Origin of the sequence: Streptococcus sp. FDAARGOS_520 (assembly GCF_003812685.1) — a bacterium.
Classification (GTDB): domain Bacteria; phylum Bacillota; class Bacilli; order Lactobacillales; family Streptococcaceae; genus Streptococcus; species Streptococcus agalactiae.
Map to the genome: position 1 here is coordinate 789,719 of NZ_CP033810.1, position 23,670 is coordinate 813,388.

Here is a 23,670-nt window from a genome sequence, read left to right on the forward strand (position 1 = left end):
AAAAAGCAGTCACTTTTTTTAGCGACTACTTCTACTTATAATGATCTCTAAAAGATAAAAAATAGATTTCTCCATCTTCTATCATATAAATCAACCTATGTTCTTCTGTAATTCTTCGAGACCAAGCCCCTGAATAATGGTATTTTAAAGGTTCTGGTTTTCCAATGCCTTCAAATGGGTCTCTTTTAATATCTTCTATCAAACGATTAATTCGTTTCAAGATTTTTTTATCTTCCTGTTGCCAAGAAACATAATCTTTCCATGCTTCTTCAGTAAAATTAAACATCTTCTACCTCAATTAAACCATGTTTAGTGACTTGCTTCTCTTTAACTTGTGATATACCATTAATAACCTTATGTGATAGATAATCATTTTCCATCAAACGAATCGTTTCTTGTAAACTTTCCCAGCTATCTTGAGATAAAACCACTATATTTTCATCAGGATTTTTATTAACTACAATCAAAGGCTCAAATTCATCATTGACCTTCTTCATATAATCTTTTAAATTATTTCTAAAATGTGAATAAACAATAGCCTCCATATTAATCACCTCAACTTTACTAGATATGTTGTTATTATATCATTTGACAACATGTTGTACAAGTTTTGGTTTTGATAATCACTAAATAAATAACTTACAAATGATAACAATACATAAATTATCGTTAAGCTTCCAATTACCTCCTCATTCTGTTTTTAACACGTAAAAACCTTTTGAGGTGTTTAATACTATTCCTTCTTCAATATAAGCATTTAAAGCATTTACCCAAGTTACTGACCGTTGCCAAAAATCAATTAAAGAATCAAATTCAACTTTCCTTAAGATATATTTCATTACTTTATTTTCATTATTTGACAAAAATATATAATATTTTGTCACTATTGAATGAACTGATAAACCTTTTTTCAAAAGATATTGAACAATATAGTCATCACCATCATAAAGTCCTTCAATACATCTTTTTAAAAGATAGACTTCTGTAAGTGACATAATCCTATCAACATTCCAATCAGAAAAACCACAAATAAAAAAGGCATCATCCTTAATGCCTTTTTCTATCATACGGTTTCTTACTTGATTTTCCGTAAACTGCATGATGTCTAACTCACATAAAAATTGACTTCTACCTTTTTCACGAGTCCTTATAATTGCAATCATTATCTACTTACCCTGATATTTCGACATATCCGTAGTCTGAAAAACCACCTTGGCTTTCTAAGTCAATATCTCGACCATAAGCTTCATGATCAAAATACATCTCCAGAGCCTCTTTACCAACTCCTTGTACGCCTAATTCATCGAAATAATATTCACCTAGTTCTCGTCTAGTTGTGACATCAGACAGTAAACAACAATCACCAAAATTAAAATCATAATCCACAAAGTCTGAGGCAGTATAACCTATTACCTGATGCACTGCTTTAACAAGTTCACTATCAACATTCTCTACCAGTTCAACAAATTGATTAATCATCTCAATAGAATCATGTTCTTTTAGTAACTGACAATCCGAATCTGCAATAATATACTCTAAATCATCTTCTTCACGAAGCCCCAAAGCTAACTTAAGCTCACTCATTTCCACAGGAAAACAAACTAACGTAGCTCTACCAGTTTTTATATCTCTAACAATTGCACTAACATCCATTTTTGACACTCCTTAATTAAAAAAGGAGCAAGCCATTGACTTGCTCTCACCCTTAATGAAATTCTTGTAGTTTATGACCAATCGCTGACATAGACTTATGAGCCTTATTAATCATATTATTTTGGTAGTAGTATGATTTCAAATGTTGTTGAATCATGTCGACCATATAACCTGGTAAAGTCAATTCTTCACGCTTTTTAAGTAAGCTATTTAACTCTCCAGCTTTTTCCCATGACTGTTCATACTGATGGCTGACCAACAGCTCTGAAAGCTCCTGAGTAACCACTAACAACTTTTTATCTGCTTCTGAACGTGTTCCTGACATTTTATTTTCCTCTTTTTTCTTTAGACTCTAACAATAAATCAACCTATTACAGTTGGACATCTAATTTTCATAATTTTCACCCACAAAAAAAGAACTCCTATAAAGAAGTTCTAATTACTCATATATAAATTACATTACGAGGATTCAATACAGAAAGTTAAAAATTCATCTAAATTACTCTTATTTGAAGAAATTAACTTATCTCTTAGCTCTTTTATCGTCTCCACATCCTGCTCCCCTCGTTCTACAGGAAACAGCTTTTTGTAGTGTCTCTTTTCTTTATCATTCTTAGCATACCAATAACCAATATCATTAAGGACCTCCTCGAAATTGCTATCATTCCATATAGGAACAATAAAATCTTTTTTCCAATCTTTTACAAATAATGTAGAACTCTTATAGGAATCTATCTTTTCCTGCGATGTATCATCAATATCCATGATAATAAAGATTTTAACGTTTTTGGGATTTCCTTTTTTATCGCACTCAACCTTGAAAAATTTTTCTTTAAAACATTTTTTAGTTTTAAAATCTCTATTTTTTAAAATATCATTAATCGAAGATATTTGTATAGATGTTTTCCCATTTGACCTCGAGTATATTTCAAGAGGAAGCCTCAGTTTTGATTTAATATGTTTAACAAAATCCAGTTCACTTTTACCGTGAACAATTACTATGGCTTTTGTGTATTTACGAAAACTCATTTTTAGTCCTCGCTTAAATTATGATCAAGAAATAAATCTGAAAAATCAATATCTAATGGATCTGGTACAGCACCAAAGAAACCAGACAAATATAATTTTTCTAAATTGTTATTTACTCCTATTTTTTTATCTGCCTCATTGCCAGAAATGATAACTTTATTACCTTTAATATCTACATTTAAAAAATAAGCTGAGCTCGGTGATAATTCCTTCAATAACGTTGTATCATGCGTTGTAAATATTAACTGACCATTCACACTTCCTTTCAAGTCATTCAGAATACTATTCATTAAAAGATCATGAATACCTGAGTCAATTTCATCAACGATACATATTTTCCCATCCAACACATTGTTAAAAACTTTTAGAAGATCCAGAAGATTTTTTGTTCCCTGAGATTCTAAACTTATTGGTACATCTACAAGATCACCTCCAATATTTTTTCGGATCATGAGTTCATATTTTATTTCTTGACCTTGAGCATCCTGCTTATATTTAACATCTTTTATATCAATATATAATGCACTAAAATATTTATAAATAATTTCCTCAGTATAGGAAAGTTTTTCTTTTTCCGACTTATCAATTTTACCTTTTGAAATATCTTTCAATAATAATTCTGTCGAATGAAAAGGACCTCTAAAATTACCACTCCAAATAAAAATTTTATCAAATTCATCAACTACTTTTTGAAAATTTATAGAAACTTGTTCATTAATAAACTCTTCATTTACTTCTAGACAATAATTATTAAATATTGATAGGAATGTATGTTTACCCCAATATTTTTCTATTTGTTCAGTCAAATCTTTAAAAATAGTATTCTTAAAAATTGTCTTATTTAATGATTGAGATAAACCATCTATGTTAGTAATACTGAAATGAACTCCCTTATTGGATTTTATCTTAAATACTAGCTCCTCTTTTACTAGTTCATTATTTTCATTATATTCTAGAAGGTAATAACCATTATCTTTTTCGATATTAAAATAATATTTTAGAATCGTATTACCTTCAGATGCAATTCTATGAGTATTTTTCGCTATGCCCTTAAAAGTGGTGAAGAAACTGATTTTATCTAAGATTTCTGATATATCACCAAAGTTAGTTTTTTGATTTTCTTCTTTATTTGTTTGTTCTTTTAATAATGATTGTAATCGTGTATTTTCATTTAAGGATTCCATTGATTGTAATGACAAAACTAGTAACTTAAAAGCTTCAACAATATTTGTTTTTCCTGAACCGTTTTCTCCATAGATTGCAATAATATCCTTACATTTTCCTCTATTCAGCAAATCAAAAGTCAAATTTGAAAAGGACATAAAGTTTTTAAATTCTATTTTACTAAACATATGCATCCCTCGTTTCTATTACGATTTTTTGTTTTTAACATATGTACAATACAAATTGTACACCACTTTACTAAAAAACACAAGATAAATTATCCTTTTATAAATTAATATATATAACCTCTTTTGATTATTCTGAAGTCATCCAAACCTTCCTCAAATTAGTCAGTTTCATATTCTCGAAATAATTCCCTTTTCATCAATATTCTTTTTCTAACCTTAACTCTTTCAGTCTTTTAGAAAAACTTTTCATATTGTTTTTTGAAAGCACAATAGTATTACTAAAATTATCACTTCTACCAAGTAAATAATCTACAGTAACATCTAGGATATTTGCTAACTTTATTATATTATCTAAAGTAGGTTCAGCTTTACCACTTTCCCAATTACTATATGACTTTTGACTTATATTTAATTTAGACGCTAGCTCAGTTTGAGTTAGTTTTTTTTCTTTACGCAATTCTTTTAGTTTTTGTGGAAAATTAGTCAACTTCTTCATCTCTAAACATTTCCCTTCTCATCAGAATTCTTTTTTCCAAACGATATTTACCAGCTAAACGAATAACTATCTCTTTTTGCTTTTCTAAAGGTTGCATAAGCAAACCAAACTTTAAAAGTTTCCGTTTAAAATCAGCAAGTTCCCTTAACTTATCTTCGTAGTCTTTTTGAATTTCATAAACACCAACATAACCAATCTTAATCAAATCATAAATGTCTATCTGATAATCTCTAAGCTCACCTGTTTGAATCTCAGGATAATAAAACTCACGATCAGGAATCATAAAAACTAGTAAATCAATCATTTTATCTAAATTATTTCGTCTATTAACAAAATAAGCAAATTCTCGGTTACTATACAAAACAAAACTTACCTCCTACAAAATACCTAAGCTAGCTTTGATACTGTCAAGTATCTTCTCCCCACGTTCATTGACTTCCCCAGAATTAAGAATGGTTTGTAAATAGTCACCATCCACAATCATGTCATACTCTCTTATCATAGCTAAAGACGGAGAAACAGAATCACTTAACCAACGTAAGGTTCGTTCAATACTATAAGCCTCTGGCTTTGTAACAAATTTTAAAGGCTCAACACCTCCAAACATTAATTGCCACTTTCTATCTGCTTGAAACGACCCATATTCATTTTTCCCATCATACACGTCAATCTTACTAACAATTAACCCTCTGGATATTTCACCAATCGGCACTCCAGAAATAAATTCATCAACTGCCGCATTAGCTTTACTTTGAGATAACCGTATCTCATAACGATTCCACAATTCAAAAATTTCTAAAGCTTCTTCAACAGTAATTCCTTCCTGCTTTGCAATTTCATAACGTTTTTCATAAAAGTTAAAATACATTTCTGATTGACGACTACCAAAATAAAGCGATATTCCTTGTCTATTCTGCTCAATCTCTTCCATATCCGAAAAATTTAAAGAACCGCCACCTATATAATTCCAAGTTCTCAAACTTTCAAAATCTAACTCATGACGATAATATTTTGAAATCATATCTGACAAATGAAACTGTTCATTTTCTCTATCCTTACCCAGATACAATTCATCAATAGCAATATCAAAACGTGTCACATTCATATCATCACGATATGAATTTCTTAGATAACTTAACCAATCATGCCATGTAAATTTTTCAGTTTCCATCAACAATTCCAATTGTCGGCATCCACGACCAGACAATTGAACAGTTATTTGAAAATTACCTGTCTCATGTTTATCCGCAAAATCAAATATCCAAATATCTCCACGTTTCCAAAGATGATTGTAATTCATCAACTTCGATTCAAAAGGCTGAAATTCTTTAAATGCACAGTGCAAAAAGTTACGACAGAAAAATTCAAGATCCCTAACATCCTTTAACGTAATTCTGACATAGTCAATCATCACTTGTAATCGTGAACTATCATTTTCTACTAGATATCCAAAATGTGATTTTATCTCTTGATACTTTTCAAGTGTCAACTTCCGCTTTCCTTGCTCATAGTTTCTAAGTGATTTCAATGTCAAACCAGAACTTAAAGCAAATTCCTTTTGTTTTAGACCTGTTTTCTTTCGAAATTTTTTTAAATAGATAGCATCCACAATAAACAAACTCCTTCTTAGGATTAGTGACCCACTTTTTTCACTAAAATGACCCACCTTTAAAAATCTGAAAACCCTTGATACATATAGGTTTTTGGGGGTTAAAATTCGAAATTTTTCATTTCTTACCCCCCTATTAGAAAACGGGGGTTTTAAAATTGATAAATCCCTCTGTAAAGCCCTAGTGTGTGCGCTGTGTCCGGCGTGTCCGTTTTCGCTACGCTACACTACGCCTACAGCTACACTAGGGCTTTACAGAAGGATATTTAAAAAATACCCTTCATCTACTATTCACCCTTAAAATAATTCAATAGTAACTCTTTCCAGCTACCCTCAAATTCATCTTTTTGTGTCAGTAAACTTTCTAAGACGACTGCATCAGAATCATTTAATACAACCTTTTCATCTTCACGACTAAAAGTCATATAATTATCTTTTTCAATCATATCTATTAAATTCTTAATCTTACCAAATGAAAAACCTGTTTTCTTAGCTAAATCACCAATACTCATATTTTCCATTTCCTCCATTTCATCATCAAAATCAAACCCTACTGAACCCTTAAGTAACTCATTTTCAGACGTTTTTTCCACAAACTCTCTCAAAGATTCGTCTTTAAGAATCGCCTTAGAAACTTCCTGATTTTCTGTAGGATCAAAAGGATTCTCATGCCTATTTATTTTTTCAAAAGCATCATAAAAAGAGAAATTTTTAGGTAATAAAGGAGAATAAAATTCTCTTGCTACTTCACCAAAAACAGCTGAATAACCTCGACCATAAACACGACGACCTGCAAGATATTTAATAAACCTAAATTCCTTATTTCTATTTTCATCACCAAACATCATCGAGACGACCAACCGAGATATGGTGCATCATATTAGATCTAATTTTAGTGGGAAGATCATCTGCAGACGGCTTTTGCATTGCTATAATCGCATTACATCCAACCTGACGTCCTAACAATATATATTGAGTAAATGCATTATCTACAATCTCACGTTCCTGATAAGACAAAGAACTCATTAAAGCATTATATTCATCACATACAAAAAAATAAGGTTCCAATCCATAATCATAAAACTTTTTCATGTCTTTATGACCTAAACGCTTCATTTCATTTCGAACAAAATCATAACGTGCAAACATTATCGTAACAGCATTTTCAAACTTCTCAATAATATCAGCCTTTTCAAAGGCAATTCTACCTTCAAAAGCTGATAAATCTGACATAGTAACAAAATCGGCTCTTTTAGGGTCACATATATCACAAACTCCAATTTCCGCAAGACAACGAAGGATTGACCTTAGTAATACTGTTTTACCTCCACCAGTACCACCAGCAACTAATAAATGAGGATCATTGATGAAATCCCAATAATAGCCATCCATTAACTTAATTCCCTTATCTTTATCCCATATCACATCTTTAACCGTAATACGTGATAAGAAAGCCGAATAAGCTAATTTGTAAATTTTAAAGCGTGGATCATCAGTTTTTTCCATAAAATCCATGAAAAAAGTATCTTCTAATTCTCCACCAATATCCTTAAATTTCTTTTGAAATTTTCCTCCAGCCATTTCAAATGAAACACTTAAATCATACTTACCTTGTTTCACATAAACTTTTGGAAAACGATATTTTGTCTTCGTTTTCTTATTTGATTTTTTACGTTTTTCATAAACATAGCCATTCTCATATAAAAACTTAGACATTCTTTTTAATCGATCTAGTTTATTAAATAATGGATTAGCTTCTTGCAAAAACCAAGTCAAATACCAAGAAACAAAAAATGCTAAAAACAAACCTGTACCTACACTGATCATAGACATTTTATCCATCATTTTTAACAAATCTAAATAGTAATAACTATACACGCCTACAGGTGTCAAAAACAAAATAAATAGAAAAGAAAAAAGGTAATAACTCATATACCTCATATATGGTTTTACCTTAATCCCTCTATATTGTGGTATTAAACGAGCCAAATTACCCCTCCTTTACCGTTTATTTATTAACTTTAGATGCTTCATTTTTTGATGCGTTTCCATTATTTGCAACATCCTTTTTCTTAAGTGATGATGCAAAAATTTTAAACATACCACCTGAAACGTTAGACCATGTCACAACAACATCACTTAATTCAATAGGGTCACCCAATTTAAGACCTAAATCCTCGATTGCATAAGAAGGCATATCAGTAATTGAAACAAAAATTGTTTCATTTTGAGCAGTACTAAATACTGCAATATCATTCCACTTCACTTCACCTGTTGGTTTTTGTGGATAACGACCAAATCGATCTGGTGGTTGTGTCGTATCATCTTCCGTAAATTGAACTGGTTCTTCATATCGTCTCCAAGTTAAATCTCCTAACAAAACATTTACATCCAATCCATCATTAAAGGTACGATATTCCTTATCTGCAATTTGTAATTTTTCTCCAAAGTTTAAACCAATTTTTGCCATATTTCTAATCCTCTACTTTCCTTATTTCACTTCAATAAGCTTTTCAGCCCATACATTTTTTGCAGGTTCAATATTTCTACCATTAATTGTATTGTCAATAAACAATAACGGTTTTTCAACAGTTACCATTTTTCCATTTCCAATCACACGTGAAGATGCTGGTGTATAAACATAAAACTTACCATGTTTTTCATTAAACAAAATGTGTCTTGTATAAGACCCTTTTTTACCATTTAATTGAGCAGGTCCAGCTTCAAATCCTTCATAAATTGCATCTCCAATAAAATTTGGAAGTAACACTAATGTTTCTTGTTTCATAATTTCCTCTTTTCTAAAAATAAGAAGCACTTTTTCAAGTGCTTCTGAATATTGACTTTTTAATTTTCTTTGCGTTTTTTAAATCCTGCTAAACCGATAGCTGACAAGATGATTGCTCCAAGTGCTGTAAGAGGGGCAACGCTTGCTTCACCAGTTTGAGGTAATCCTTTAGCAGGAGCTTTTGGAGTTGCTTTTTGTGGTTCAACTGGTTTTGGTTTCTCAGGAGTATGTGTTACCACAGTTTCAGTTTTAACCTTATTCCCATTGATAAAAAAGTCTGCGGTATTGTAAACATCACCTGCTTTGATACGTTTAACCACCACAAAATCATCTGCCCCAAATTCACTAGAACTTGCAACTTTTTCAAGGAAGTCTTTCTTGAAGACTAATTCATAGAGACCTGTCTTTTTGTTGTAAACTGTTTCTGTGTACTCTCCTAAATTAGTCCCTTTTTTAATGACTGTACCATCTTTTAATGTCACATCAACTTTAGCGACCACTTTATCACGTAAGTAAAGATCATGTGTGCGTTGTAATTGATCCACAAATTTGTATTCAAATAGATCATAAGAACGACCTGTTGGAACTACCCAACCCTCTAATTTGTAAGTAACTTCATCACCTAATTTGACAGTACCATTGTTGATAGACTTGCCATCTTCTTTGTCTAACACATCTTTATGTATTTCTGGAGTTGTCAAATCATTGACTACAATATTACCTGTATATCCATTGCCAAAGTCGATTTGTGCAACACCATTTTGAATTTGACCTTTAGTAAACTCTTTTTTAACTTTAAATGATAAGTTATAAGTAACATCTAGACCTTTTTGAACATAAGCTTTATAAAAAGCTTGTGGATCTTTTGCAGTCCACATGTAAAACTCACCAACAGGACTGATTCCTGCTTCTTTAATAAGCGTTTGAAGTTTCTCATCTAAAGTATCCGTAGAAAGCACATGTCGCATTTCTAAGAGTTGTGACACATCTGTGCCATCAGATGCTTTGATTGAGTTCACTTTCATAGACTTACCATCTAGTGCGTCATCTTTATAATCATCAATAAAGACAAAGTTTTTAGCTATTTTACCTTGTGATGCAGTCATTCCTTTATATTGGCTAAAGTCTTGTTTAGCAACGTAATTTAATTCAGCATTTGGTAATACGGTTTTACCATTAACAGATTGACCTGCTTCATCAATGACAGCTTTTGAAGGATTAGCAGCTGGAACTAAAACAGGATGAACACTAACTGAGTAGTTAATCTTTTCAGGAATAGACACATGTGGTTTCACTTTTGGTTGAGCTGGAGTGTAAGTTTTTAATGTAGGTGTTACAAATTTAGGCTCAACTGGTTTTTCAGGTACTGGTTTTTCTGCTTCAGGAGTCACTTTTTCTGTTGACGGTGGTGTTGGCTGTTTTGGTATAACAACGTTAGGAACAACATCATTATTATTAACATAAGACACTAAAGCAGACCCATGTGTGTCATGTACCCAGTCATCATGAATCTTAAAGACTTCAACGCTTCCACTAGAACCATGTGGTTTAAGCTCATATTTAAGATTGAGTTGTAAAGTTTTGTTTAAAGTTTCTGCAAAAGTTTTGTTACCATTATGTTTCTTCTCAAAAATGATTTGTCCGTCTTTAGTTAAGACTCTGAAAGCAATATTTTGATTAACAGCAGCATTTTGAGCAACATTACGATACTCGTACTTGTAAAGAGTGATAGAGTCAACAAATGCTGTCACAGAGCCATCTTTGTTAGCAACATAATGATGATTAACTTTACCTGTCAATTTCCCATAGCCGATTGTCTTCACACCATCGATCATATCATGGTTAAACTCGAAACTTCCGTCAGGTTTAGTTTTTGCAGTCATGATTGAGTTTCCATATTCAGCGTTATCAACACCTTTAGCTTGAGCTTTGATATCAAAAGCAACATTATTAATAGACTGTTTATCTGCTTCTGCTTTAGCTTTTAGAGCTTGATTATAAAGTGCTAATTTAGCTTGATAGTCTTTTTGTAACTGTGCGTTAGTCGCATCTGCTTTAGCTTGTGCATCTTTATTACGTTGACGTACACCTGCATTATAAGCTTCAACTGATTTGATTTTCGCTAATTTAGCTTGATAATCTTTTTGTAATTGTGCATTAGTCGCATCTGCTTTAGCTTGTGCATCTTTGTTTTCAGCATCAATTTTTGCTTTAGTTTGTGCATTTAACTGACTTACACGTTGAGACTCTGCTTTGTTTTCTGCGTCAATTTTTGCATTTTCAGCAGTAGCATCTTTAATAGCTTGTGTATTAGCTTGTGCTTTTGCAGTAACATCTTTAACTGTTTGTGTTTGATTAGCTAAATCAGCTTGTGCATCAGTAGTTGTCGCATGATTAACTGCAGCTGTGGTTGTAACAGCTACAGCTGCTTTTTTAGCTGTAGCTACTGCTTTATCAAGTTGAGTTGATGTTACTGTTTCTGCTTGATTTTGCGTTACTGTTTGAGTTGTTGCTTGAGTTGTAACTTGATCAGCAGACACTTGACTAGTCTGTAATGTCGTGATCATTCACTTCATACCAATTGAAAGTATCGTATAACATAGCTTTATTGAAAGCACTTGAATTAAATCGTGGCTTACGCTTTTTATGGAGCTTCTCATTGAAAAGGATTTTGGCTCGTAAGGCATCAAACGAGTAACCTCTACCCATTCGCTCTACCTGCCTAATAATGCTGTTAATTGACTCCGTATAAGCATTAGTGAGCCTTTTATCAAAGTAGTTGAATATTTCAACATGCCAGTTGTCTACGGCTCTCACGAGGTCTTTATATGCGTCTTTAGAGTTGCTGGACATACAACGGTGTCTCCATTGACTATAACGAAGATGACCTTCATCTGGATCAGGAGTATCCCATATCCAGTAAAACTCTTCTTTGAGTTCATAGGCTTCTTTTAAAGCAGGAAGATTACCTAACCAAGTATCTAAGAGGAATGATTCACGTTCATTTAGATCGTGTTTACGCTTTAGAAGGATAAACCTTTCACGCATAAGGGTACGTCTTTCTTTTTGGCTCATATGGGCTTTCAAAGACTTTCTGACGTTATCTAAGGCTTGATTAGCCATTCTAACTACATGAAACTTATCTACGACAACTTTAGCTTGTGGAAGGATAGTGTTCACTGCGTCTTTGTAGGGCTTCCACATATCCATTGTGACGTACTCAATGTAAGTCCTGTCACTGATTTCTGAAAGACGTTGGATGACTGTTTCCTTGTTACGGTTAGGCTTGATGTCATAAATAGTCCTGCGTTCAATATTAGTCAATACAAGCCGAGGTCTACGGATAATATGTATCTCGTCTATCCCAAGCCACTTAGGAGTTTCAAACTGGTATTCACGTTCTTTGAGTGCCACATAGTCCTTAAAAACGTTCCTAATGGTTTTCTCGTCAACACCAACGCTTTCTGCGACTTCTACAAAGGTCTTAGACATGGATTGCTCTTGAATGGACTTTAAAAGCCTTTTGGTCATACTACGCTTTTCATCTACAGATATGGTAGATCCGCATTCACGACACTTGTATCGTCTACGGTTCAAATGTAAGCCCACTCGCTTTAAACGAATGGGCAAATCCATAATTAGTTGATTTCTTGAACTGTGTTTGTACAACTTGTCAAAACCACATTCAGGACAACGTTCAGGTGGTCCGACTGCTTCAACTTTAAACATCATATCGGTTTCATTTTCTTGTGGCGGTTCTATTGTTTTAATGTCTGGTAGGGATAATAAGTCTGACATATTATTCATCCTTTATTACTCTGCGGTGTTAAGGTATCAATTATAGATTTGATGTCGAAATCATCAGTGTTAAATTATTTTTGTGACCACAAATGCACTTAGAAAATCCCTTAAAGCATTAGCTGGTTCACTTGAATAGGGAGTTGTAAAAAAGTTCCCTTAGCCTGCACAACAAGATAATTTCGAAATATCTTTATCGAACGTAAGTGCAACTAATTTTAGCCCTTCAGCCATTGTTAAATATGGTGCTAGGGTTTCTGTTAAATCTTCTATCGTTAAGCCAAATTTAACAGCTAATGATGCTGCATAGATGACATCTCCTGCATTTTCAGATACAATATGAACCCCTAATACTTTTAGTGTTTCTGCATCTGCTACTAGTTTAAATACACCGGTTGTTTCACGGTTTACAATTGCTCTTGGAACAGCACCTAAAGGTAATACAGATGTCTTCACATCATACCCTTTCTCTTTTGCTTGTTCTTCTGTTAAACCAACCGTTGCAACCGTCGGATTCGTAAACGTAACAGCAGGAACTACCGATAAATCTATTTTTTTGTTTAATCCACCAATAGCATTATCAGTAATAATTCCACCTTCATAGGCTGCTACATATACAAATTGTGGTCCTAAAGTCACATCTCCTGCTGCATAAATCTTTTCATTACTTGTTTGACCAAAATCATTGATCAGGATTTCATTATTTTTTCCAGTTTCAACACCTGCTGCACTTAAATTTAAAGAATCCGTATTTGGTTTTCTTCCAGTGGCAACAAGTAACTGATCTGATTCAATGACTTCTCTACTGCCATTTACTGTTACGTAAACCCTTTTTATCTCTCCACTTTGTTCAACACGCTCAAAAGTTGCCCCTTTGACAAGGTTTATACCCTGTTCAATTAACGCTTTTTCAACTGACTCTGAAATCTCAGGATCATACTCCTTTAAAAGTCGCTCACTTCTTTGCATAAGCGTTATTTCTGAACCTAAATGATGAAATAGTTGTCCAAGCTCCATTCCAATGTATCCTGAACCAATTACAGTTAATCGTTTTGGTATTTTCTTTAACTCAAGAAGTGTTGTACTAGTTAAATAGTCCATTTTTTCAAGTCCTGAAATTTGGGGCAACGAAGGCGATGCACCTGTTGCAATTAAAAAGCGTTTTGCAGATAACTTTGTCCCATTGACCTCAACCGTACTAGCATCAACGAATTTTGCTTCACCTTTAATTAAATCAAAATTATATTCATCAATTAAATCCATATATTTTTGATTCCGAAGTTCGCTCACCAATTTATCCTTTTGCGTGATTAAACTAGCTAAATCCACTTCTCCAGCGGATGTTTGTAAACCTATAAACGGATTGTCTTTTGATAAATGATTGATTTCCCCTGCCCTAAGAAGAGTTTTTGACGGAACACAGCCAATATTCACACAGGTTCCCCCAACCGTTCCACGCTCAATCATTCCAACTTTTGCACCGTATTCTATAGCTTTAATTGCCGAAGAAAAGGCAGCAGCACCAGAACCAATAATAAGAAGGTCATAATTGTCTTCATTAATTAACGCCACGTTTTCTAGTGATGATACTTCTTCAATTTCTCCGGCTTGGTAATTTGCTTCATCAATCGCCTTTATTGCACTTTCAACCTCAATATCATCGGGCAGTTCAAATACTGCTTCACCACGACGATAACTAGACTCAATATTTTTAGCACCTATCTTTTCAAGTTCTGATTCTACGTGTTTTTCACAACCCGTACAAGTCATTCCTGAAATGTTTACCTTAAATTTATTCATAAAAAAGCTCCTTTCGTTAATTAATCTCTCATGTTAATGTTTCTATTATTGGACACGAATGTAATTTCTTTTCATCTGGACATCGTTGTTTTAAGTCGTCTAACATAGTTTCAATTCGTTTTAAATCCTCTATTTGTTTTTGCACTTCCTTTTGTTTTTTAGAAACAAATTCGAACATATCTTGACAACGAACTTCATCTTTATCTACAACACCAAGTAATTTATAAATCTCGCTTAAAGAGAAACCAAGTTCCTATATTCGTTTAATAAACCCAACACGCTTAACGTCATCATATGAATATATCCGATAACCAGCTTCCGTTCGGTGAGGTTCTTGTAATAAATTTTTTCGCTCGTAATATCTGATCGTTTCTTTATTAACTCCACATTTATCTGCAAACTCACTAATGCGATAAATCATCTTATTTCACCCCCTGAATATTATAAACCATGTACCATAGTACACGGTCAAGTAAATTGGACTATTTTATTTTTTTCCCAAAGTATCACTCGTATGTGATTGATACTTTTATATAATACTATTGATTATCCTAACATCCCACCAGAAAATCCGATTTAAACACCAGTTGTTTTTAAACTATTAAGAAAGTAATTCCACTATATATTCCGAAGACCCTTTAAATTTAAGTTAATCTAAATATTTCTGAACTTTCATGCTAATCAATTAAATTTCATACGTGTTTCTTATTTAATCTTACCTCAACAAAATAAATTTTATTAAAATATATAAAAAGCAGACTATGTTATATTTTCCATATTTAAAGTGTTAAAAGCCCAACAGTATAAATGTCGATTCTTCTAAAAATATAAGTAGTTGTTATCTTTTGATTTCATTATACCTTTACTATTCTATTTAAATTTGTTCGGTTTCAGTCACACCATAAAATTAACTTTTTAAATAAGATTTTATTTCGGTATCAACATAAACACTTTATAGCGATCTGAAAAAAGAGTAAGATTCTGATTCCCTTAAACTTTTATTCCTGATAAGAGAATTCTTTATTTTTAAAATTAAACATTGAAAAATTTTTATCATTGTACTAAAATTAGGTGTGGTTAATATATTATTTAACCATACTATTTCAATGGAAAGGTTTATAGTTCAATGAATCTACAAAAAAATGATAAAACAAATAGTTTTATCCATTATGCAAACGGTCCTTCCCTAGAAGAAATAAATGGGACAATTGAAGTTCCTAAAGATTTGAGCTTTTTTAAAACTTTACTAGCTTATTCTGGACCGGGTGCACTTGTTGCTGTTGGTTATATGGATCCTGGAAATTGGTCCACTTCCATAACTGGCGGTCAAAATTTTCAATATTTACTAATTTCAATTATCTTAATGTCTAGTTTAATTGCTATGCTACTTCAATACATGTCAGCTAAGCTAGGTATTGTTACTCAGATGGATCTTGCTCAAGCTATCCGAGCAAGGACCAGTAAACAGTTGGGAATTGTCTTATGGATTCTCACTGAGCTTGCTATAATGGCAACAGATATTGCTGAAGTTATTGGTGGGGCTATTGCACTTTATTTACTGTTTCATATTCCACTTGCGATTGCTGTTTTCATTACAGTATTTGATGTATTACTCTTATTATTGTTGACAAAAATAGGATTTCGAAAAATTGAAGCTCTAGTAGTTGCTTTAATATTGGTTATTTTCTTAGTTTTTGCATATCAAGTGGCTCTTTCTCATCCTATATGGACGGATATTTTTAAAGGTTTAGTACCTACATCTGAAGCTTTCTCAACCTCTCATACAGTAAATGGACAAACACCACTTTCAGGTGCCTTAGGCATTATTGGGGCAACTGTTATGCCACATAATCTTTATCTACATTCTTCAGTTGTTCAAAGTCGAAAACTAGATCATAATAACAAAAAAGATATCGCTAGAGCAATTAGGTTTTCAACTTTTGATTCAAATATTCAATTAACAGTAGCCTTTTTTGTTAATTCACTATTACTCATTATGGGCGTTGCTGTTTTCAAAACAGGAAGTGTTACTGATCCATCATTCTTTGGTCTATTTAAAGCACTATCTAATTCTACTATTATGAGTAATTCTATTTTAGCTCATATAGCAAGTTCAGGTATTTTATCACTTTTATTTGCAATAGCTTTATTAGCATCTGGACAGAATTCAACTATTACTGGAACATTAACAGGTCAAATTATTATGGAAGGATTTATTCATATGAAAGTTCCAATTTGGTTCCGTCGTATCATTACTCGCCTAATTTCTGTTATTCCTGTAATGATTTGTGTCTTAGTAACTAGTGGTAGAAGTACTGTTGAAGAACATATAGCTATTAATAACTTAATGAATAACTCTCAAGTCTTCTTAGCATTTGCATTACCATTCTCAATGTTACCTCTACTAATATTTACTAATAGTAAAGTTGAAATGGATGATGATTTTAAAAATACTTGGATAATTAAGATTCTTGGTTGGCTTTCAGTTATAGGATTAATTTATCTCAATATGAAGGGATTGCCAAATCAAATTGAAGGTTTTTGGGGAGATAACCCAACTCATCAACAAATTATTCTTGCGCATCAAATAGCTCATATCATCATTATTAGTGTAATACTAACTTTAATATGGACTATTGTTGAATTGTATAAAGGAAATAAAAAATACAGTACGATGCAACAAAGTGCAACTTAATTTAGTAAACTAGGTAGCCTCAAGTAAAGATAAAAGTAGTAGAATAATTCTACTACTTTTATTGATATTATTTTTTAAGAAGTCAATTATAACATTGAAAAGAACTCAACATAAGGAGTTGCTATCTATTTTGATAATATTATTGATATGTATAAAAAATCTTGTTGTAACCTAAAATATTTAGAGATCATTAGATACAGCCTTAGTGGCTGGTGCTAACTGGACTCAGAATTTATTCTTAGAGATAAAAATGTATGTACATATTCCCATATTCTAGATAACTTATACTAAAAAATTTTTATTCTAGAATATAAAAATTACTTTAATCTTTTTTAAAACCCAAAATGACAAATCCCTTGATTTTACTAGATATTTTTATTTAGAAATTAAATTTAAATTACTTTAATTACTAATAGGGACATCTAACTCAACAAAAAAAGCCCTAGGGATGGGGCTTTTAGTGTTCCTTGAAGTGGATTCGTTGCGATTTTAAATGAAATTTTTGATAACCTCAAATTCCTCTTTTTAATGCAAAGTTATTTATAAAGGCTAGCTTATCATAGGAGGTTACATTCCATTTAATAACCATCTTCTATTTGATAAGCACACTATCAAAAAACTAATTACACTAAGGCATATCATATAAGGAACAATTATAAAAAAGTCGGTTAAATCAATAGTCATCGGATGTGAGAAAAGTTTCCCTATTATTTTATAGAGAGAATTTGAAGCATCAAAAATAGCAGATACTTTAAAAATTCCTCCAATTGCCACTAAAATAATGGATGTAATCCAATAAAAAATAGTAACTCCAATAGAAACTAGCATATTAGAAAACAGGATACTAATAGTTGAGACGACTAGTAGATACTGTAGAACAACGAGTGAAAATAAGATTGTAGTTGTTAAAAAATAAAATAGTGAATATCCCCAAAGCAATGAAGCTAATATATTGCAAACTATTATAGCAATAAAAAATTCTGAAAATAATACTAACAGTTTAGTATAAAAGTATTTAGTTAGATGATACCCTGAAAAATAGTGATATAAAATACATTTGTCAGAGTAATCTTTATTAAAGAAATATACAATGACAAAGCCGAATATTAAAAATCCAAATTGGGTAAATACTGTGTAGGTACTAAAGTAAAATTCTCCCAAAGTTAAATGTCTTATTTTATCTATCCCTACTGGTAAAATATATCCTAATACATAGGTCAAAGCTACAGTAGATATAATATAAAATAATGTTCTACCTCTTATAGACTTTCTAAACTCCAATCCTAACATTTTTTATTCTCCTAAATACCAACTAATAGCATCATCTAATGTGTCTACTTTACAAATTTTTTGATTATCAATTAGAAAATAGTTTCCCTTTAAAGACCTGATATTATTGATATCATGTGAAATATTAATAATAATTTTTTCGGGATAATACTGAATATAGTTTTGCAAAAATACGTTTATCTCATCAACAGACTTTTTATCTAAAGCATTAGTAATTTCATCAAGTATAATAATATGCTTGTCTAAAGACAACAAAACTAATAATTTCACCTTTTGTTTCTGCCCATCACTTAATTGCTTTAACTTAACCGTTTTACTTATTTGATTAATATTCAATAACTGATAAATTTCTTTAGAAAGCTTCCACGGAATTGTCCTTTCTAAATCGTTAATGGTAACATCACTAGGAAGATTAGAATAACTCGAAATAATCAGCGTGTCTTCATAAATATCATTTGAAAAATAATTCCCTCTATTTATGATAAAATCTTTAGCTAGTTGAGATTTACCTGATCCATTCCTACCTAAAAGATGATTTATTTCCCCTTCTTCAAAGTCTAAGTTAGTATTCTCTAAAAGTATTCTATTTCCTATTTTTAAGGTGTAATTATTAATAAACATAGCTACTCCAATTTACTTATTTCAGACAGCAACCTATCCATAAAGATTAAACTCTAATTAATGGGCTGAACCAGCAACCCATCTATTTTTTGAATTTCTTACAAAATACCATAAATCGTTTACATTGTCTAATTTATTTTTCTTAGTTAGAACTTTTGCAAAGCTCATATCATTTAGAATTGGTTTTACTTCTCTCTGAATATTTTTATTTCAATAGTCAAATTACTTTATATAACAACTAAAAATATATTTAAAAATAAATTTTTGGAGATTTTTTTAATTTTGAAAATCAACTAAGATTAATATATTCATCTTTTATGTAATATTCAAATACATTTGAGTACTCTAAAAAAGGTATATCTTGTATTTCTTCAATAACTTATTTTTGTTCTAGATTTGTTCTAGAAAATTTATCTTTCTTTATTAATTTTTATAAACAAAAAGTGATAAATTCCTTGATATTACTTGTTTTCTTTTTTTATACATTAACTTTAAATACATATAGTTACTTTGTAGGGGCATTAAACTACATAAGAAAAAGCCTTTATTTAAAGGCTTTTTTGCTTGACAGAAGAGGATTTGTCCCATCATTTGTCCCCAAAATTATTTATTATTTTTCTTGAAAATCTTTATGAATGGTAATTGAGTTTAGACAATCACAGCCTATTATCCTTTACACAATAATATTAGTTGAAATTTTGATATGAATTTGACAAAAAGATATTCATAAATTTCATTGCTGATTGGTATTCTCCTTGGTTCAGATTAAGTTTCCTATTAATAGAAATATATTTCGCCATTTGATTTGTTTCATCCAATAAAAATCGCAAATTAGCCTCAATGTCTTTTAAAGATTTATTTGAAAAAATTTTCAATAGTTGATCTTTATCTGTAATATATTGCAAGATATCCTTGTCGAGCTTTCCAAAAGATAATGAATCAAGCTCTTTTTCTATTAATATTTTTTGTTTTAGAAGTTTAATAAAAGCATTTTTAATAGGATTAGATATCATAAACTCTGAATAAATAATATCATTTCTTGCTATCCCCTTGACTACATAAGTACTAACCCAATATATTTCATTAAGAATTTTGTTGATTTCATCTTCTGACAATTGCTTTGTTTCGTACAGAGAACTTCTTTCAAAATTATAATCAAGATATTTATTCTTTTTATCTAAAAGTACTTTTGGAAAAGCATCATCTAAATAATCCTCCAAGAATTCTGGTTTAATAAGTCTTAAATCAATCCTCGTCAGATCTTGAAACTGCATTAAGTAAGCAAAGCAATTGTATTCCGTCTTATTTCTAAACTCATTTGGTTTCTGCATTATAAGAATATCACCGAATTTTTTATGATAATTAGTGTCAGAAATAATATCTTCTATAAAATTAGTAACAAAAACAATATCATAATCTTGAAAATCATCTTTCGGTACATTTGGGTTAGCCCGAGATCCATTCAATAGTACAGCTTCGATTCTCTTATCTTGGTTTGCTATGTTTAACACCAAATTATATATTTCTTGCTCATCTCTCATAATGGCTACCTCCTACTTCACTTTATATTACCATGTTTTTTCTAATACCTTTATATTACCCTTGTATTTTTCTCTAAGCATGTAATCATAGACTTAAATTAGCATGGACATACCTTTACGACCTCCAAGGATTCAATTTTAAATTTTTCTTAACAACTGATTATGATTCCAAATATTTTCAACCGTTTAATGTTAGTATGTCATCAGTTATCATCACTCTTTTTATGATAGTTAAGATTTTTAAACTATCATCTTTTGAAAAACATTTCATCTTGACTATTTCTGTTAATAAATCAGCTCCATGAGCAAAGGCATGTATCCATCCAAGCTCCTCGTCAAAGCCTCTAAAATCAGGTTCATCTATAAGCCAGGAGAATGCCTGATTCATAATTTTTATCTGATCTTCTTCAGATATCCAACTTTTATTATTTGAGTCCTCCAATAATAAAGCTAGTAATAGAGCAGTAAAAGATCTGTTTAACACAGTATTACTGTTGGGTACTCCTAATCCTTGTAAAAGAAATTTATCCCTTAAAACTCTCTGAAGGACATTTAATTTCTGGCTTTGCATCAGTTTATGTTCTATTACTAATTTAACCCAAGACCCATATACTATTTCATCTCGAACTCTTGGGTTCCAATCTCCTATATGATGTAATCAAAAAGATAAAACATCCTCATCAATTGGATAATTATTTTCTATCTTTTTGATTACATCACTTGCTTCCATGTTTCTCCTTGCATGACTTTATATTTTATATTTTCCAAAGTGTAACATTTGAGTTTTCGTTTTCACTTTAAAATGATTATAGTAACTTTAATTTTTTACTTGGATACTCACTTTTATATCAGAAATTTTTAGTACTTATTCTTTGACTCTAGGAATAAAGCGAAGGCCTACCTTGTAACCTCTATTAGGAAAAAATTGAGGCATACTATAAATATACGATAGAACTAAAATTACCAGAGAATATAGAAAGTATAAAAATCTAAAATACTTCTGCTTTAATTTATAATTTCCTTGGGTTTTACAGCTCGTGTAATATAGTATATTCCAGAAATTAAAAAGTAAAACATAGGTAATATTCTTAATAAGGCAAATGGTGTTTCAAATAAGAATGCTAACCAAAATATTTTCCCTTGCATTTCCCATAGACCTTGCGTCAGATACCAACTTTTTGGATCAAATATGGTGATAGAAGTTGTTCTTATCAAGAGAAAGAAATAAAATAAAGAGAAAAACGCATGCTCACAAGTATATTTATAATAACTCATAGCCATCGCTGATTTTGATTCTTGATCAGAAAAAATCTCTGAACTGGTTTCAGGCTTTATTTTTTGAAAATAATGCAGCCCTCCCCAACGACTACCGCTAATATGCTTCCATCCACTGTCCTCAAATAAAGTGATATAGTTAGCATAGTCATCTTTCGACATGTATTTTTTAAAATCCATTTTTATTGACATCTTGTCTTTTTCTTTATCTCTCTTAAAATAATAGAAGGCTGGAAGAAATGAGTTAATGCCTGTAAAAGCATAGCCACTTTTTTGAACCTTATCGATCCATTCTTCCTCTTTTTCTGTGGATTTAAAAAATAATTTAAACTTTATCATAACTATCTCCCCCAAAACCCAACTGATTAGCAGTATTAAGTAACTTTCTTAATCGATTCGTTTCAAGTTCTACTATTTCTTTTCCTGTCTCAGTAATAATATAAACTTTTCTTCTTCTATCGTCACTTGGGATAGACTTTATCCATTTTTGTTTAAGTAAATTTTCAATGGCACCGTACATTGTCCCTGCGGCTATTCTAACATCACCGCCACTCATTTCTTCAACTTTTTGCATAATAGCATAGCCATGTGCTTCCTCAAACAAAGCTAATAAGATATAATAGGTAGTTTCTGTTAACGGTAAATGTTTATTCCTTTTCATCAATTTTCTTTCTATACAGTTAAACTTTATATAGTTATTCTATACAATACAACTATATAAGTCAACTGTATATTTAAACTTATTAAAAAGAAAAGAACAGATAGCCTATCCAATTATTCGTTTGGAGTTTTTTATTTTAGTCGTAACTTCTCAAAAGTACTATAGTTTTTTATAATCTATTGACTATAGTACTGTTGTTTATTCATCTCATCCTGATCTTAATACCTTTAATTATGACTTCTTATCCAATCTATACAGTTAAAATACCTCCTCATAAACACAATAGTTTTTAAAATTAATAATAGAGACTAGAGTTCATCACTCTGGCCTCTATTATTTTTTATTCAATTTATATCCATTGATTTATTTCTTATGATATTACTTGAATAAGCTACCATAACCAATGATAACAGTAATCCTAAAAATTTCTTTTTCTATATTCTACAACCACTTTTCCAATGTATTATCTAAAATAATCGTTATTTGGGTTTATTCATCTGTTTGACTAGTTTTTTTCACAATTAATCAAGAAGTTTTACATATATCCTTGAATCTCTATCTGGAAAAATGTAGTCTACATCTAGTTCATCTCTTGTTATTTGCTTAAATCCTTGATTTTCATAAAAGAAGTGAGATCTTTTCTCTTTTTCTGGAGTATCCAAGACAATTCTTGTGAATTTACTAGCTCGAGCAAAAAGCATAAATCTTTCAAATAATTTTCGACCAAGTCGAACAGGATTTCCTCTATATTTTGGATATGTAAAAAATTTTTTTAGAACAGCTGTTTTATCATCAATACGCAGTAACGCAATCGAACCAACTACTTTTTCATTTTCTAAGGCAATCCAAAATTGACCTTTTCTGTTTTGATAATAATTTTCTATTTGAAAAATATCGTCTTGTTCAGCCATCTTTATATCAAGTTTAGCTTCTATATTCTGACAATAATTAATTAAATCTACTAGCTGTGCTAAATGGTACGGATTATTCTCGTATTCTTTAATTTCCATAATATATTTCCTTATTTTGACTTTAAAGTATATTTCTGCAATGAGGTATGCA

At 31.1% G+C, this 23,670-nt stretch carries 23 protein-coding genes and 3 pseudogenes; 1 reads left to right on the forward strand and 25 read right to left on the reverse strand.

Going from position 1 to position 23,670, the window contains the following annotated elements; translation table 11 throughout:
* Nucleotides 1-31: 31 nt before the first annotated feature.
* From EGX96_RS04085 to merR, 17 genes and pseudogenes are all read right to left on the reverse strand, one after another.
* Nucleotides 32-286, reverse strand: coding sequence for a Txe/YoeB family addiction module toxin (locus tag EGX96_RS04085; protein WP_000481712.1), 255 nt, complete (start codon nt 284-286; stop codon nt 32-34).
* A complete protein-coding gene (locus EGX96_RS04090) occupies nt 279-545 on the reverse strand; it encodes a type II toxin-antitoxin system Phd/YefM family antitoxin (RefSeq protein WP_000387490.1) in 267 nt (88 codons plus the stop codon). Before EGX96_RS04090 ends, EGX96_RS04085 begins: the two co-directional genes overlap by 8 nt.
* 144 nt (nt 546-689) lie before the next feature.
* On the reverse strand, nt 690-1,163 hold the full coding sequence (locus tag EGX96_RS04095) for a hypothetical protein (RefSeq protein ID WP_000560386.1): 474 nt from the start codon (nt 1,161-1,163) through the stop codon (nt 690-692).
* A gap of 7 nt (nt 1,164-1,170) precedes the next feature.
* On the reverse strand, nt 1,171-1,653 hold the full coding sequence (locus EGX96_RS04100) for an antirestriction protein ArdA (RefSeq protein WP_000383283.1): 483 nt from the start codon (nt 1,651-1,653) through the stop codon (nt 1,171-1,173).
* 52 nt (nt 1,654-1,705) lie between these two features.
* Complete coding sequence (locus EGX96_RS04105) at nt 1,706-1,978, reverse strand: hypothetical protein (RefSeq protein WP_000017154.1); 273 nt, start codon at nt 1,976-1,978, stop codon at nt 1,706-1,708.
* A gap of 134 nt (nt 1,979-2,112) precedes the next feature.
* Entirely contained in the window at nt 2,113-2,682 is a 570-nt protein-coding gene (locus EGX96_RS04110) for a hypothetical protein (RefSeq protein ID WP_000010056.1), read from the reverse strand.
* 2 nt (nt 2,683-2,684) lie between these two features.
* The gene (locus EGX96_RS04115) at nt 2,685-4,034 is read right to left on the reverse strand and encodes an AAA family ATPase (RefSeq protein ID WP_000491712.1); all 1,350 of its coding nucleotides are present in this window, start codon (nt 4,032-4,034) and stop codon (nt 2,685-2,687) included.
* A gap of 196 nt (nt 4,035-4,230) precedes the next feature.
* On the reverse strand, nt 4,231-4,530 hold the full coding sequence (locus EGX96_RS04120; protein WP_000737133.1) for a helix-turn-helix domain-containing protein: 300 nt from the start codon (nt 4,528-4,530) through the stop codon (nt 4,231-4,233).
* Nucleotides 4,514-4,891, reverse strand: coding sequence for a hypothetical protein (locus EGX96_RS04125; RefSeq protein ID WP_000287186.1), 378 nt, complete (start codon nt 4,889-4,891; stop codon nt 4,514-4,516). The genes EGX96_RS04120 and EGX96_RS04125 overlap by 17 nt, the downstream gene beginning before the upstream one ends.
* Nucleotides 4,892-4,906: 15 nt before the next feature.
* Nucleotides 4,907-6,139: a replication initiation factor domain-containing protein gene (locus EGX96_RS04130; RefSeq protein ID WP_000338839.1), complete on the reverse strand. Its 1,233-nt coding sequence runs from the start codon at nt 6,137-6,139 to the stop codon at nt 4,907-4,909.
* Nucleotides 6,140-6,426: 287 nt separating this feature from the next.
* A pseudogene (locus EGX96_RS04135) lies at nt 6,427-8,128 on the reverse strand (cell division protein FtsK).
* Nucleotides 8,129-8,147: 19 nt separating this feature from the next.
* Nucleotides 8,148-8,609: a hypothetical protein gene (locus EGX96_RS04140; protein WP_001062569.1), complete on the reverse strand. Its 462-nt coding sequence runs from the start codon at nt 8,607-8,609 to the stop codon at nt 8,148-8,150.
* A 21-nt stretch (nt 8,610-8,630) separates the two neighbouring features.
* Nucleotides 8,631-8,927: a hypothetical protein gene (locus EGX96_RS04145; protein ID WP_000808311.1), complete on the reverse strand. Its 297-nt coding sequence runs from the start codon at nt 8,925-8,927 to the stop codon at nt 8,631-8,633.
* Nucleotides 8,928-8,986: 59 nt separating this feature from the next.
* A pseudogene (locus tag EGX96_RS04150) lies at nt 8,987-11,485 on the reverse strand (SspB-related isopeptide-forming adhesin); the annotation flags it as partial.
* Complete coding sequence (locus tag EGX96_RS04155; RefSeq protein WP_001281641.1) at nt 11,472-12,725, reverse strand: ISL3 family transposase; 1,254 nt, start codon at nt 12,723-12,725, stop codon at nt 11,472-11,474. The pseudogene EGX96_RS04150 and the gene EGX96_RS04155, both read right to left, overlap by 14 nt.
* 159 nt (nt 12,726-12,884) lie before the next feature.
* Nucleotides 12,885-14,525, reverse strand: coding sequence for a mercury(II) reductase (merA, locus tag EGX96_RS04160; protein ID WP_001031945.1), 1,641 nt, complete (start codon nt 14,523-14,525; stop codon nt 12,885-12,887).
* A 28-nt stretch (nt 14,526-14,553) separates the two neighbouring features.
* A pseudogene (gene merR, locus EGX96_RS04165) lies at nt 14,554-14,946 on the reverse strand (Hg(II)-responsive transcriptional regulator).
* 705 nt (nt 14,947-15,651) lie between these two features.
* Between merR and EGX96_RS04170 the strand changes: the two are divergent.
* Nucleotides 15,652-17,220 carry an Nramp family divalent metal transporter gene (locus EGX96_RS04170; RefSeq protein WP_001053209.1) on the forward strand — a complete coding sequence of 523 codons (1,569 nt, stop codon included), beginning with the start codon at nt 15,652-15,654 and terminating at the stop codon, nt 17,218-17,220.
* A 567-nt stretch (nt 17,221-17,787) separates the two neighbouring features.
* On the opposite strand, the gene EGX96_RS04175 is transcribed toward EGX96_RS04170, so the two are convergent.
* The 8 genes from EGX96_RS04175 to EGX96_RS04210 form a co-directional block, all read right to left on the reverse strand.
* A complete protein-coding gene (locus EGX96_RS04175; RefSeq protein WP_000901036.1) occupies nt 17,788-18,510 on the reverse strand; it encodes an ABC transporter permease in 723 nt (240 codons plus the stop codon).
* A 3-nt stretch (nt 18,511-18,513) separates the two neighbouring features.
* Nucleotides 18,514-19,131, reverse strand: coding sequence for an ATP-binding cassette domain-containing protein (locus tag EGX96_RS04180; protein ID WP_000470461.1), 618 nt, complete (start codon nt 19,129-19,131; stop codon nt 18,514-18,516).
* Nucleotides 19,132-19,188: 57 nt separating this feature from the next.
* Nucleotides 19,189-19,332 (reverse strand): epipeptide YydF family RiPP, encoded by a 144-nt coding sequence (locus tag EGX96_RS04185; protein ID WP_223295589.1) that lies wholly within the window; start codon nt 19,330-19,332, stop codon nt 19,189-19,191.
* Nucleotides 19,333-19,817: 485 nt separating this feature from the next.
* Nucleotides 19,818-20,672 carry an aminoglycoside 6-adenylyltransferase gene (locus tag EGX96_RS04190; protein ID WP_123957820.1) on the reverse strand — a complete coding sequence of 285 codons (855 nt, stop codon included), beginning with the start codon at nt 20,670-20,672 and terminating at the stop codon, nt 19,818-19,820.
* A gap of 178 nt (nt 20,673-20,850) precedes the next feature.
* A complete protein-coding gene (locus EGX96_RS04195; protein ID WP_001191784.1) occupies nt 20,851-21,243 on the reverse strand; it encodes a DUF2785 domain-containing protein in 393 nt (130 codons plus the stop codon).
* A gap of 434 nt (nt 21,244-21,677) precedes the next feature.
* The gene (locus EGX96_RS04200) at nt 21,678-22,286 is read right to left on the reverse strand and encodes a DUF2812 domain-containing protein (protein WP_000589231.1); all 609 of its coding nucleotides are present in this window, start codon (nt 22,284-22,286) and stop codon (nt 21,678-21,680) included.
* Nucleotides 22,273-22,608: a PadR family transcriptional regulator gene (locus EGX96_RS04205; protein WP_000827865.1), complete on the reverse strand. Its 336-nt coding sequence runs from the start codon at nt 22,606-22,608 to the stop codon at nt 22,273-22,275. The genes EGX96_RS04200 and EGX96_RS04205 overlap by 14 nt, the downstream gene beginning before the upstream one ends.
* Before the next feature lie 521 nt (nt 22,609-23,129).
* Nucleotides 23,130-23,618 (reverse strand): GNAT family N-acetyltransferase, encoded by a 489-nt coding sequence (locus tag EGX96_RS04210; RefSeq protein ID WP_000403109.1) that lies wholly within the window; start codon nt 23,616-23,618, stop codon nt 23,130-23,132.
* Nucleotides 23,619-23,670: the final 52 nt, after the last annotated feature.

Excerpts from the sequence above, each read along its gene's own strand:
- EGX96_RS04180 (WP_000470461.1), bottom strand. The coding sequence starts at position 19,131 with ATGTTTATTAATAATTACACCTTAAAAATAGGAAATAGAATACTTTTA.
- EGX96_RS04120 (WP_000737133.1), bottom strand. The coding sequence starts at position 4,530 with ATGAAGAAGTTGACTAATTTTCCACAAAAACTAAAAGAATTGCGTAAA.
- EGX96_RS04100 (WP_000383283.1), bottom strand. The coding sequence starts at position 1,653 with ATGGATGTTAGTGCAATTGTTAGAGATATAAAAACTGGTAGAGCTACG.
- EGX96_RS04155 (WP_001281641.1), bottom strand. The coding sequence starts at position 12,725 with ATGTCAGACTTATTATCCCTACCAGACATTAAAACAATAGAACCGCCA.
- EGX96_RS04210 (WP_000403109.1), bottom strand. The coding sequence starts at position 23,618 with ATGGAAATTAAAGAATACGAGAATAATCCGTACCATTTAGCACAGCTA.
- merA (WP_001031945.1), bottom strand. The coding sequence starts at position 14,525 with ATGAATAAATTTAAGGTAAACATTTCAGGAATGACTTGTACGGGTTGT.
- EGX96_RS04095 (WP_000560386.1), bottom strand. The coding sequence starts at position 1,163 with ATGATTGCAATTATAAGGACTCGTGAAAAAGGTAGAAGTCAATTTTTA.
- EGX96_RS04085 (WP_000481712.1), bottom strand. The coding sequence starts at position 286 with ATGTTTAATTTTACTGAAGAAGCATGGAAAGATTATGTTTCTTGGCAA.
- EGX96_RS04190 (WP_123957820.1), bottom strand. The coding sequence starts at position 20,672 with ATGAGAGATGAGCAAGAAATATATAATTTGGTGTTAAACATAGCAAAC.
- EGX96_RS04200 (WP_000589231.1), bottom strand. The coding sequence starts at position 22,286 with ATGATAAAGTTTAAATTATTTTTTAAATCCACAGAAAAAGAGGAAGAA.
- EGX96_RS04195 (WP_001191784.1), bottom strand. The coding sequence starts at position 21,243 with ATGCAAAGCCAGAAATTAAATGTCCTTCAGAGAGTTTTAAGGGATAAA.
- EGX96_RS04170 (WP_001053209.1), top strand. The coding sequence starts at position 15,652 with ATGAATCTACAAAAAAATGATAAAACAAATAGTTTTATCCATTATGCA.
- EGX96_RS04110 (WP_000010056.1), bottom strand. The coding sequence starts at position 2,682 with ATGAGTTTTCGTAAATACACAAAAGCCATAGTAATTGTTCACGGTAAA.
- EGX96_RS04090 (WP_000387490.1), bottom strand. The coding sequence starts at position 545 with ATGGAGGCTATTGTTTATTCACATTTTAGAAATAATTTAAAAGATTAT.
- EGX96_RS04145 (WP_000808311.1), bottom strand. The coding sequence starts at position 8,927 with ATGAAACAAGAAACATTAGTGTTACTTCCAAATTTTATTGGAGATGCA.
- EGX96_RS04175 (WP_000901036.1), bottom strand. The coding sequence starts at position 18,510 with ATGTTAGGATTGGAGTTTAGAAAGTCTATAAGAGGTAGAACATTATTT.
- EGX96_RS04105 (WP_000017154.1), bottom strand. The coding sequence starts at position 1,978 with ATGTCAGGAACACGTTCAGAAGCAGATAAAAAGTTGTTAGTGGTTACT.
- EGX96_RS04205 (WP_000827865.1), bottom strand. The coding sequence starts at position 22,608 with ATGAAAAGGAATAAACATTTACCGTTAACAGAAACTACCTATTATATC.
- EGX96_RS04115 (WP_000491712.1), bottom strand. The coding sequence starts at position 4,034 with ATGTTTAGTAAAATAGAATTTAAAAACTTTATGTCCTTTTCAAATTTG.
- EGX96_RS04140 (WP_001062569.1), bottom strand. The coding sequence starts at position 8,609 with ATGGCAAAAATTGGTTTAAACTTTGGAGAAAAATTACAAATTGCAGAT.